The organism is Nonomuraea sp. NPDC049421 (assembly GCF_040677005.1).
Taxonomy (GTDB): domain Bacteria; phylum Actinomycetota; class Actinomycetes; order Streptosporangiales; family Streptosporangiaceae; genus Nonomuraea; species Nonomuraea salmonea.
Map to the genome: position 1 here is coordinate 96487 of NZ_JBFAQA010000015.1, position 11977 is coordinate 108463.

8 protein-coding genes are annotated in these 11977 nt (G+C 72.3%); 4 read left to right on the forward strand and 4 right to left on the reverse strand.

What is annotated here, in order from left to right:
• Positions 1–75 precede the first annotated feature (75 nt).
• Together AB0K18_RS25415 and AB0K18_RS25420 are read left to right on the forward strand one after the other, a co-directional pair.
• Complete coding sequence (locus AB0K18_RS25415; RefSeq protein ID WP_364918531.1) at positions 76–1371, forward strand: FAD-binding oxidoreductase; 1296 nt, start codon at positions 76–78, stop codon at positions 1369–1371.
• 191 nt (positions 1372–1562) lie between these two features.
• Positions 1563–2738 (forward strand): epoxide hydrolase family protein, encoded by a 1176-nt coding sequence (locus AB0K18_RS25420; protein ID WP_364918534.1) that lies wholly within the window; start codon positions 1563–1565, stop codon positions 2736–2738.
• On the opposite strand, the gene AB0K18_RS25425 is transcribed toward AB0K18_RS25420, so the two are convergent.
• The 4 genes from AB0K18_RS25425 to AB0K18_RS25440 form a co-directional block, all read right to left on the reverse strand.
• Positions 2739–3371: a class I SAM-dependent methyltransferase gene (locus tag AB0K18_RS25425; protein WP_364918536.1), complete on the reverse strand. Its 633-nt coding sequence runs from the start codon at positions 3369–3371 to the stop codon at positions 2739–2741. It abuts the gene before it with no gap.
• Positions 3372–3581: 210 nt separating this feature from the next.
• Positions 3582–5858, reverse strand: coding sequence for a SulP family inorganic anion transporter (locus AB0K18_RS25430; RefSeq protein ID WP_364918538.1), 2277 nt, complete (start codon positions 5856–5858; stop codon positions 3582–3584).
• Positions 5859–5936: 78 nt separating this feature from the next.
• Positions 5937–7544, reverse strand: a complete 1608-nt coding sequence (locus AB0K18_RS25435; protein WP_364918541.1) for a hypothetical protein — start codon at positions 7542–7544, stop codon at positions 5937–5939.
• 184 nt (positions 7545–7728) lie between these two features.
• A complete protein-coding gene (locus AB0K18_RS25440) occupies positions 7729–8277 on the reverse strand; it encodes a YbhB/YbcL family Raf kinase inhibitor-like protein (RefSeq protein ID WP_364918544.1) in 549 nt (182 codons plus the stop codon).
• A gap of 730 nt (positions 8278–9007) precedes the next feature.
• Here AB0K18_RS25440 and AB0K18_RS25445 point away from each other — a divergent pair.
• Both AB0K18_RS25445 and AB0K18_RS25450 read left to right on the forward strand, forming a co-directional pair.
• Positions 9008–9529 (forward strand): PH domain-containing protein, encoded by a 522-nt coding sequence (locus tag AB0K18_RS25445; RefSeq protein WP_364918547.1) that lies wholly within the window; start codon positions 9008–9010, stop codon positions 9527–9529.
• A 236-nt stretch (positions 9530–9765) separates the two neighbouring features.
• The gene (locus AB0K18_RS25450) at positions 9766–11349 is read left to right on the forward strand and encodes a PH domain-containing protein (RefSeq protein WP_364918550.1); all 1584 of its coding nucleotides are present in this window, start codon (positions 9766–9768) and stop codon (positions 11347–11349) included.
• The last annotated feature ends 628 nt before the right edge of the window (positions 11350–11977 follow it).

Here is an 11977-nt window from a genome sequence, read left to right on the forward strand (position 1 = left end):
CAACTCGACCCCAGCTCGATCCCAGACGCGGTCCGGCACGGTGGAGCCGTCAACGATCACAAGGGGCGGGAAAGCATGAACATCAAGGACGAACTGCGCGGCAGGGTGCTCGTGGCGGGAGACGAGGGCTTCGACCTGGCCCGGCGGCCCTGGAACCTGGCGGTCGAGCAGCCCGTACGGGCCGTGGTCGAGGCCGCCGACGCCGACGACGTGGCGGCCCTGGTCCGGTACGCCCGCCTGGCCGGGCTCACCGTCGCCACCCAGCCCAGCGGCCACGGAGCCAGTGGCAACACCGGCGAGGTGATCCTCCTGCGGACCGGCCGCCTCGACGAGCTCGACGTCCGCCCGGACGAGCGGATCGCCCGCGCGGGCGCCGGCGTCTCGTGGGGGCGCGTGCTGTCGGCGGCGAGCCCGTACGGACTCACCGGCCTGGCCGGCAGCAGCCCCGCGGTCACCGTCACGGGCTACACCCTCGGCGGCGGCCTCAGCTGGTTCGGCCGCAAGCACGGCTTCGCCGCCCAGAGCGTGCGCGCCTTCGAGGTGGTGAACGCCGGCGGCGCCCGCGCCAGGGTGACCGCCGAGAGCGACCCCGACCTGTTCTGGGCGCTGCGCGGCGGCGGCGGGGACTTCGCCGTCGTCACCGCGACCGAGTTCGCCCTGCACCCCGCGCCCACCTTGTACGGCGGGCGCATGCTGTGGCCCGCCGCCAAGGCCCCGGCCGTCCTGGACGCCTACCGCCAGATCACCGGCACCGCCCCGGAGGAGCTGACCGTCTGGTACGAACTCCTGCACTTCCCCGGCGCCGCCCCGATGGTCGCGGTCGACGTGACCTTCCTCGGGGACGCAGGCGACGCGGAGACCCTGCTGCGCCCGCTGGAGAAGATCGGGGGCACGCTCTCCGACTCACGCGCCGTGCTGCCGGTCGACCGCCTGGGCTCCATCACCGCCGAGCCCACCGACCCAGGTCCGGGCTGCTCCCATGCCGAACTCCTGACCGGCCTGACCGACGAGGTGGCGGCGGCCCTGCTGGAACGCCCCATCGAACCGCTGCTCAGCGTTCAGGTCCGGCACCTCGGCGGCGCCCTCGCCCGCCCGTCCGGCACCCCCGCGGGTCACCTGGAGGAGCCGTTCGCGCTGTACCTGTTCGGCATCCCCGGGGCCGACGGCGGCGCCGCCGTACGCGACCGCATGCGGCAGATCACCGACCCGCTCATCCCGCACACCACGGGCCGCAAGCCGTTCACCTTCCTCGCGCCCGGCGAACGCGCCGCCGCCGCCTTCACCCCGGAGACCCTGGACCGCCTCCGCGCCATCAAGCGCGCCCGCGACCCGCGCGGCACTTTCCGCAGCAACTTCCCCGTCCTCGGCTGATCACCGCCGGCCGTCTCAAGAGCCGGGGGGCGGCGCGGTGGCAGCGGCGTGCACGACGACCCGGGCCCCGGTGACGCCAGGCGGCCGCTCATGGTCACGGCAGGCGGCGGCCAGGACGCTCAAGGTGCGGCTCCGATTCCCGTCTCTCCATTAGGAACGGACTGTGCCTATTCGGTGTCTAGCTTGGCCTCATGAGCAACGACATCGTCCCGTTCCGGATCGACGTCCCCCAGGACGACCTCGACGACCTCCAGCAGCGGCTGGCACGGACCCGCTGGGCCGAGGAGCTGCCCCCGGACGACTCCGCCCCGGCCGGCCGGGTGCCGCCCGGCTGGGAGTACGGCGTCCCGGTCGGGTACGTCAAGCAGCTGGTCGAGCGCTGGCGCACGGGCTACGACTGGCGTGCCTGGGAGGCGAGGCTGAACACGTACCCGCAGTTCACCACCGAGATCGACGGGCAGACCATCCACTTCCTGCACGTGCGCTCGCCGGAGCCGGACGCGACCCCGCTGATCCTGACCCACGGCTGGCCGGCCACGGTGGCCGAATGGCTGGAGGTGATCGGCCCGCTCACCGACCCCCGGGCCCACGGGGGCGACCCGGCGGACGCGTTCCACCTGGTCATCCCGTCGCTGCCGGGCTTCGGCCTCTCCGGCCCCACCAAGGAGCGCGGCTGGGACCGCTATCGGGTGGCCCGCGCCTGGGCCGAGCTGATGCGCAGGCTCGGGTACGACCGCTACGGCGCGGCCGGCAACGACGTGGGCTCGCTCATCTCGCCCGAGGTGGGCCGCACCGACCCGGAGCACGTCGTCGGCGTGCACGTCACGCAGGTCTTCTCCTTCCCCTCCGGCGACCCGGCCGAGCTGGAGCAGCTCACCGAGGACGAGCGCGGCAAGCTCGACTTCGCCAAGTGGTTCACCGAGAACAGGGGCGCCTACGACAAGCTGCAGTCCACCGAGCCGCAGACCCTCGCGCACGCCCTGGCCGACTCGCCCGCCGGCCTGCTGGGCTGGCACGCCCAGCTCCTCGGCCCGCTCGACCCCGACGTCGTGCTCACCAACGTGATGATCTACTGGCTGACCAACACCGCCGCCTCAGCCGCCCGGCTCTACTACGAGGACGCGGCGACCGCCCCCGCCACCCAGAAGACCAACGGCCGGGGCACCACCGTGCCGGAGCCGACGACCGTGCCGCTCGGCCTGGCCAACTTCGCCTGGGACTACCAGTCGATCAAGACGTTCGCCCGGCGCGACCACAAGAACATCGTCTCCTGGAACGTCTACGACCGGGGCAGCCACTTCGCCGCCCAGGACGCGGCCGACCTCCTCGTGGAGGACATGCGGCGGTTCTTCGGCAACCTGCGCTGATCAGTCCTTGAAGACGGCGGTGCCGAGGACATGGGTCAAGGGCGGGATCGGGGGCTGCGGGGCGAAGGGGAAGCGGTCGATCTCCGTCACCTCGAAGCCCGCCCGTACGATCTCCGCCACCGTGTCCCTGTTCGGGTGGCAGCCGCCCGCCGCCCGGCGCCAGGCCGGGGTGAGCAGGTCCTGCAGCAGGCCGGTGGCGCGGCGCGGGGAGCGTACGTGCTCGTAGAAGTGCAGCCGCCCGCCGGGGGCGAGCACGCGCACGATCTCCGCCAGCGCCCGGCTCTGCGCGGGCACCGAGCACAACACCAGCGACACGACCGCCGCGTCCATCGTGCCGTCGCCGGCCGGGAGCGCGTCGGCGTGACCCGGCACCACCGACACGGGCACCGGCGCCGACCTGGCCTGCGCGACCGCGTGGGCGCGCAGCGTGTCGTCCGGCTCCACCGCCACCACCTCCGTGACGGACGGCGGGTAGTGGGGGAAGTTGCGGCCGTTGCCGGCGCCGATCTCGATCACCCGGCCGTGCAGGCCCGCCAGCAGGCGGCGGCGGTGCGCGTACGCACCGCGCCGGTCGGCGAGCTCGGACGCCCTTACGTACGCCTGAGCGAAACGGGGATGCTGGAACGCGGTCATCCCTCCAGCATGCCCCGCCGGGAGCGACGAGGAGCGACGAGGGGCGGAGGTGATCGTCCCGGACATCGCGCCACCGCCGGCACCCCGCCGCGACGAACCGCGACAGGGCGTGGCGAACGGGCACCTCCGCCCCTCCGGCCCCTGGGAGCCAGGACCGGCGTCACGAGGAACGCCGTGGGCAGACGGCCGAACCTCGCTGGCACCGCGACCCTAACCGCGCGCGCCGCGCCCGGTCTGCGGAGGATTACCCAGAACGCGGCGATCGGCGGTCATCACCCGGCGGGCGGGCATGCCGACGAACGGGGTGGCGGGCCGCAGCGGCGGCACCATGTGCACGCGGGCCGAGCCGATGTCGAAGTACAGCCCGACCAGCTCCAGCTTCCCCGCCCTGACCTGCTCGTCCACCTTCCGGTACGTCCGCAGGTTCTCCAGCTGCTGCTGCACGTTCACCCGGCACAGCACGTCCAGCGCCCCGCTGTGCAGCCGGTCGCCCTCGAGCTCGATGAACGTGGCCAGGCTGTGGTGCCCGTGCCGCAGCCACCGGCGCAGCCCCGGCAGGCTGCCCGCCTGCACGCCGCCGCTCAGCACCCCCGCCATGGCCCCGCACCCCGAATGCCCGCACACCGTGATGGTCCGGACGTTCAGCACCTGCGTGGCGTACTCGATGGCGGCCACCACCGAGTCGTCGTGCGGCTCGGCGCCCCTGCGGGGCACGAGGTTGCCGATGTTGCGCACGGTGAACAGGTCACCCGGGCCGCTCGCGGTGATGAGGCTGGGCACGATCCTGGAGTCGGCGCAGGTGATGAACAGGTGCGACGGCTGCTGCTTGCGGGCCAGCTCGGTGAAGATCGGGCGGACGAGCGGCGCCGTACGGCGGTGGTATTCGCGCGCGCCCGCGGTGAGCTGGCACTCGGCCCCCACGCTGTCAGGCGGCTCGGCGGGGGCGCGGCGCCGGTGCGCCCACGGCAGCCACGACCGGTCGGGCGCCTTCAGCGGCGACTTCTTCGGCAGCGTACGTCCCCCGCTCGCGGCCAGCGTGTACCACTCGTCGTGCAGCTCGTCGATGTCCACCGTGCCGCCCGTGCGCTCGTGGTCGAGCCGCCAGGAGTGCAGGGCCTCGAAGGCCGCGTTGTCCATGAAGTCGATGTTCAGGTCGAGGTCCACGTGGGCGCCGGTGGGCACCGCCCGCAGCTCGTGGGTCAGCCGCGGCACGCCCAGGAACGTCAGCGACCCCGAGATCGTCACCCGCAGCCGGCCCTCTCGGTCCTCCCGCCTGAGCACGGTCACCATGGTGAGGCGGCGCAGCGCCAGCAGCGCGGCCAGCGCCAGCCCGGCCAGCACGCCCTCGGCCAGCCCGAGCAGGATGACCGCGACCATCGTCACGACGTACACCGGCACCTCGCCGTGCCCGTGCACCTTCTTGACGTGGCCCAGGTTCACCATCTGCACGCCGATGAAGACCAGCAGCGCCGCCAGCGCCTCCAGCGGGATCAGCGTGATCGTCCAGCCGAACCCGAACGCGAACACCAGCACCCACACCCCGTGCAGGATCGCCGACCACCGGGTACGCGCGCCCGCCTGCACGTTCGCGCTGCTGCGCACGATCACCCCGGCGACCGGCAGCCCGCCGAGCGCGCCGGTGACCATGTTGGCCACGCCCTGGCCGGTCAGCTCCTGGTCGAGGTCGGCCCTGCGGCCGGTGTGCAGGCCGTCCACGGCCACGCAGCACAGCAGCGACTCGCAGCCCGCGAGCAGCGCCACCAGCAGCACCGCGGCCACCACCAGGTGCCAGTCGCCCTGCGGCAGCACGGGGAAGGCCCACTCCGTCACGCTGTCGGACAGGTCGACCCGCGTCACGTCCCAGCCGAACGCCCACGCCGTGACCGCCGCCGCGAACAGTGCCGCCAGCGGCGCCGGCACCACCTTGACCGGCTTGGGCAGCCGCGTCCACAGCGCCAGCACCAGGATCGTCAGCACGCCGACGGCGACCTTGTGCCCGTGCAGGTTCGCGATCTGGCCGGGCAGCTCCACCAGGTTGGCCACCGCCGAGCGCTGGGAGCTGCCGCCGAGCACGATGTGCAGCTGGGCGAGCGCGATGATCACGCCGACGGCGGCCAGCATGCCGTGGATGACGGCCGGCGAGACCATCAGCGCGGCCCTGGCCGCCTTGAACACCCCGAGCACGAGCTGAACGGTCCCCGCCAGCAGGGTGATCATGCAGGTGGCCCGCCAGCCGTAGGTGTGCACGAGGTCCACGACCACCAGCGACAGGCCCGCGGCGGGGCCGCTCACCTGCACCGCCGAGCCGCCCAGGGCGCCCGCCACGACGCCACCGACCACGGCGGCGATCAGCCCGGCGACGAGCGGCGCTCCCGAGGCCATCGCGATGCCCAGGGAGAGGGGCACCGCGACGAGGAAAACCACGAGCGAGGCCGGCACGTCGTATCGGAGGGTGCCCAGCCAGCTACTCTTCGTGTCGCGGAACATGGAGCAAACCCTATTGCTCCGTCTCCCTCGCTTTAGGGGGGCGTCACGCTGGTTTTACGGATTAATGGGTACGAAAGATCATCTGTAATAGTCGTGTGGAAGGTCCTGCTCGGGGGCCGACCTGCGGTGGCTCCCGCGGCCGCCCTCCTTCTCCTTGCCGCCGCCGTACGCGGGCCAGCCGCCCTCCGGCGCCGGAGGCTCCGGCCAGGACGCCGCCGGACTGGTGGTGATGTCACCCGTTTCGTACGCACCCACCGCGAACGGGGACGCCGGCTGCGCCGGAGGCGGCGTGGGAGCCGAGAGCACGTCGTAGTTGGAGACCGCCCGGCCCGGCACGGTCGGGGTGCCGGTGGCGGGGGAGGGGCTCGTGAGCGGGTCGGAGTCGTCGGCCACGGCGTAACCGGAGCGCACCTCGTAGGAGGCGGGGTAGGACGAGCGCGCGGCGGGCTGCTCGAACGCCGGCCAGGAGCTGGCCCCGCCGTAGGGGGTGTCGCTCGGCGCCGGGTCGTCGAGGATGTCGGGCGAGGCGGCGGGCCACGAGCCGGACGTGCTGCCGGGCCGCGCGGTGTTGCCGTAGGAGGGGTCGAGCGGGTCGGGCGTGCCGCTGTAGGCGGGGAACGGGTCGCTCGTCGGGGCGCCGTGGATCGGCGCGACGGGAGCGGCCGGGAAGCTGCCGCTGGAGGTGGGGCTGACCGCGGGGAACGAGCCGCTGCCGGTCGCCGCGGGGGTGGCGGGATAGGAGCCGCTCGCCGAACCCGCGCCGTAGCCGCCGCCCGTGGCTGGGTAGTTGGAGGAGACGCCGCTGGAGGCCACCGGGGCCGGCCTCTGGCTGGACCTCTGGGCGGGCCTCGTGGCGGGCTCGGGCGGCGTGGGGGCCGGAACCGGCTGGGCGCCGGGGGCGAGGATGCTCATCACGTCGGCGGTCGGCGCCGCGAACGTCACCGTGCGCTGGTCGGCCAGCTCGGACTGCGAGGGCTTGGCCCGCTTCTGCGGCTCCACGAGGTCGGCGAGGTTGGCGGCGGCGGGCTGGCGCTGAGGGAGCGGGGCCTGCACGGTGGCCGCGTTGGGGTCGACGGAGGCGGCGGGCTGCGGCTTGGCGGGACGCCGCTTGGCGGGGCGCTCACCGGACCGCTCGGCGGGACGTCCGGAGGAACGTCCGCCGGGCCGCGCTGCGGGCCGGTCGGTGGGCCGGTCGGTGGGCCGGTCGGCTTGGGCGGCGGGACGCTGCTGCTCGCGCTCGGCGGGACGCTCACGCTCGGACGGGCGCTCGGACGGGCGCTCGACGGGACGGGAGGCGGCCTTCCTGGCGGCGACGGTGCCACCCGCACCGAACCCGCCCTCCTCCGCGTCACTGCGGATGCTGGCCCAGAACTCCTCGTCATCGTCGTCGTTGGTGGGGTTGCCCCACTCGTCGACGCCACGACGGCCACGCTGGCCGGTGCGGACCGGCTTGGGTTTCGGCTCGTCTATGGGGCTGAAATCGGGGCTGAAGTTGGCCATCCGGGGCTCATGCTTCGAGAACTCGTCCGTCGAACGAGTCTGGGTCTGCTCCTCTTTCTCGGCCATCTCCTTCAGCCGTTCCGGAGGAAGCGAGCTCTCCCTGCGGTTCATCGAACGCATGCCCAGTGCCACGACGACGAGCACGAGGAGCACGACAGCGACCAAGCTCACTACGACCGCGATCATTGCACCACCCTCAAAGCCATGGCCTCCCTCTGGCACCGATGAGATCGCGCGGCCATCGACGCGATCTGCCCCCTTTGATCACCAGTGCCTAACGATTGGATCTGATTGTGTCGGACCACTATGAGAGTTGTCACACCCTACGTGAAGAATTGGTACACCGGCACCACATGCCGTGTTCAGGTGTTCACTCGATGTTCACCGCCGTGAGCCGCCCCCGGGCGATGGTCTGGTTCGCGATCTGCTTCAAGATCTGCGGAAGCTCCGCGCCCTCGGCGCTCTCGACCTTGTCGTCCAGCGTGTAGACGGTGAACCGATAGCTTGCCTTGTCCTCACAGGGCGGCTCGTAGCCGGCCCGCCCGCTGGTCACCGCCGCCTGACCGGAGCCCTCAGGCGGGTCGGCGGCGGCGTTGGGGCCGAGCTCGGTCGTGGTCGCCGGGATGTTGTAGATCACCCAGTGGACGGCCGAATCGGACCCCGTGTGGCTGTCGGCCACGATCGCGATCGACTTCGCCTCGGACAGCGGCTGGCTCGACCAGCGCAGCGGGGGGCTGCCCTGGTCGCCGTGACAGGAGTATTCGCGCGGCAGCGGTTTGCCCTCGCGCAGCTCAGGACTCGTGACGTTGATCTCCGCGATGTCCTTCGCCTGTGATCTGCCGATGAAACCGAGACTGCCGCAACCTGACAAGGCGAACGCGACACCCACCGCCGTCACAGTGGCGGTGACGCGTCGCACGCGTGATGCCGTGTTACACAGCCCCATGCCGGATGATGCTACGCGGGTCTCGGCGGTGCGCAGACCGTTTCTCGATGGTCCGTGGTCGGTAAAGGATCCGAAAACAGCCAGAATGACGGCATCCGGGTAGTGAAGTTGGCCACATGAACAGGGCATGAGGAGGTCTCGCGGGGCTCTGTCTCACGCACCGATACAGCCTTGCCACCTGCGAGTTCATCGCGTATGGGGGCGATCGGGAGATCCCCGGTCAATTGCCCGAAAAGGGACATAGGTTTCGGACCGGGCGTCCAGCAGAAAAACCAGGTGTGCCAGCTCGAACAGCAGGGTAGCGGAACCGCTCCGGTGCGCAATCACCGGGGCTCCGTCTTCGGTGCTTCCTGCGGAGTTTCGGCTGCGCTGTTTCCGTGGACGGCGGCTGCCACGTTGCGTGAGGCGATCGCGCAGTGGTGCGGTCACGCGCTTGCCGGGCCTGGCTGGCACGAACGTGGCGCCGCCGACGTGGCCAAGCTCGACAGCCTGCGGTTGGCCGCCACCGAGCATGGCACCGCCCCGGCGGCCCTCCGACCCGACACGCCGTGCCGCACCGGGGATCTTTACCGCCCGCCCCGGGACCTTCCCGATCCGGGGGGATGGGCGAGACAGGATGGTAGGCCCGGATATCGGGTGAGGCGGTGGATTCGTACCGCAGGTGAACTGATCGCCTGCCCGGTTCGCACCCTAAGCTGGGCTTGTGACGTCAACAGGCCCGCTGCGCGATCCGGCGAACCGCGTCTCGCCCAAGGCGATCAGGTTGTGGCTCCTCGAATCGTTGATCGCGTTCTTGTTCTTCATGGGCGGTGCGCTGCTGGTGTCCACGTGGGTGGGCGGGAGCGGGTGGTCATGGGTGCCCGACTGGTTCGCTGAGGACTCGTGGCTGCTGCCCGTGGCGGTCCTCGTCGTGGTGCTGCCGTTCCTGGTGGCCGAGCCGTTCGTACGGTACGCCGTGCACCGCTGGGAGCTGTCAGGCGACGTCGTCTATGCCAGGTCGGGGTTCCTGACCAGGGAGTGGGTGTTCGTGCCCGTGAGCCGCATCCAGACGGTCGACAAGGGGCAGGGCTGGTTCGAGCGCATGCTCGGCCTGGCCACCCTTGAGATCCGTACGGCGTCCCACGCCGGCTCGTCCACCATCAAGGGCCTCGACTTCCACGTGGCGGCGGGTCTGGCCGAGCAGCTCGCGCACCGCGCCGAGCAACTCCGGGACGACGCCACATGACCGACCCCCACCCCGGCACCCCGGACCACCCCGGCACCCCGGACCACCCCGGCACCCCGGACCACCCCGGCACCCCAGAGCACCCTCCATCCGACGACGACCGCCGCCAGGCCCCGGACGGGGGCTCGCAGGGTCCGGGTCCTGTCCCGCCTCCTGGGATGGGGGTCCCTCATCCGCCCGGGGGGCAGCCGGTGTCGGGTCAGCCGGTGTCGGGTCAGCCGGTGTCGGGTCAGCCGGTGCCGCTTCCTGGAGCGGGTGGGGAGCGGGGGCCGTGGGAAGGGCCCGAGGGGCCGTACCCCTACCCCCAGACGGGGCGGGCGCCGCAGCGGCTCAGTCCCAAGGTGCTGCTGATCGACCCCGTACGCATGCTGCCCTCCCTCCTCCTCCCCTTGGTGGGCGTGCTGTTCGTGGGCGGCTTCTCGGCCAGGTCGTACGGCTTCGCGGCGGTGGGAGTCGTCGCCGCCGTGGTGTACGCCGTCGTCCGCTGGGCGACGTTCACGTACGAGATCGTCGGCGACCGCCTGGAGACCAAGCAGTCGCTGATCAGCCGCTCGATCAGGACCATCCCCCTGGAGCGGATCCGCGGCGTCGACGTCTCCACCCCGCCCATGCACCGGCTGCTCGGCCTCGCCGTGCTCAAGATCGACACAGGGGCGAGCGGCGACGAGGAGGAGGCCAAGCTCGCCGGCGTCACCCTGGACGAGGCCGAACGCCTCAAAGCCGTCCTCCTCCGCCGCACGTCCACACCGGCGGCCCCCGGCGCCCCGGCCCATGAGCCGGCCCAGCCCGCCGAACGCACGATCTTCGCCGTGCCCAGGAAGTGGCTGTTGTACGGGCCTTTGTCCGGCGCGTACCTCCTCACCCCCTTCGCCTTCGCCGGCGGTGCCGTGGGGCTGGCGTTTCAGTGGGGCGACGAGCTGGGCTTCGGCCGGGACGCCGCCTGGAACGCCGGGCAGTGGCTCTGGGACCACCCGTACCTGCTGCTCGCCGTCGCGGTGCTGCTCGTGCTGGCGATGCCGGTCGCGGGCGGGGTCATGTACGCCGTCTTCAACTGGGACTTCCGCCTCAAGCGCCGCGACGGCTACCTGGTGGCCGAGCGCGGGCTGATCAACCGGCGCAGCGTGTCGCTGGAGTTCCAGCGCGTACGCGGCTACGAGATCGTGGACGGCCTGGCCGAACGCTGGGCCGGGGTCGTCCGCGCCTGGGCGATCGTGACGGGGCTCGGCGACTCGGAGACGCGTGGGCAACTCCTGCCCGACGTACCGCGTAGCGTCGCCTTCCAGGTCACCGGCGACGCGATCGGCCCTTACCGGGGCGACCTGCGTCCCCATCCGCCCGTGGCCCGGCAGCGGCGGCTGTTCCGCGCCATCGCCCCCTGGGCGGCGGCGGCCCTGGTGAGCGCGGTCGGCGTGTGGCTCTTCGGGACGATGATCTGGTGGATGCTCCTCATCGTGACCCTGCTGCTCGCCGCCGCCGGCGTCCCGCTCGGCCTCGACCGGTACGCCTCACTCGGCCACGGCTACGACGGCCGCCGGCTCTCCGTACGGTCAGGGTCGCTCCGGCGCGCCCAGGCCGTGGTCGAACGCCGCGCCGTGGTGGGCTGGCGACTCCGGCAGACCTGGTTCCAGCGGCGCGCCGGGGTGCTCACGCTGATCGCCGGCGTGGGCGCGGGCAAGGGCGGCTACTCGGCCATGGACGTATCGATGACCCAGGCCGTCGACCTCTCCACCGAAGTGACCCCGGAATGGCTTGCCCCCTTCCTCAACCAGAACCCTCACGGGGACGGGACGGCGGGAGGCGATCCCCTCCGCCGCTCCTGATGCCGCCCCTGACATCGAGACGACGCCGTGAGCGGTCGGCATGCGCAGGGTCTGGACACGCCGGGGCAATGTGGGGTTGGGGCGGAGGCCCGAACGGGGACGCTGGAGGCGATCTCCGCCCGCTGGCCATCATCCCCCTGACACCGATGACCTTGGTCTGCCGTGAGAGGTCGAGATGCGCAGGGATCCGGGCACAGCGGGCGACGCGGGTTGGGGCGGAGGTTCGAACGGGAAAGGCCGGCGTGCGGCGGCGCTCACCGCAGGCGATGGTCAGGGCGGCAGGCGGTGGGCGGCGACGCCCTGGGGGCCGGGCGTGGCACGGACGCCTTGGGATCGCCGCGGCGTTCCGCTTCAAACGTGTCCACGCGCGGGCGCATTCGCGTGCCGCTGCGCTGTGGTGCCGACGGTCTCGGCTGCGCGAGCGTCCGGACAGCGGAGGGCTCGGACCGCGGAGGGCTCGGACACCGGAGGGCTCGGACACCGGAGGACTCGGACACCGACGGACTCGGGCGTCGAAGTTGTCCGGGGGCGCCGAAGTTGTCTGGGGGCGCCGTCCGGGATGTCTTGGCCGGGTGGCGCGGTGTCCGGGTGGCGCCGTGTCCCGGTGCCGCCACGGCGGGGTGATGGC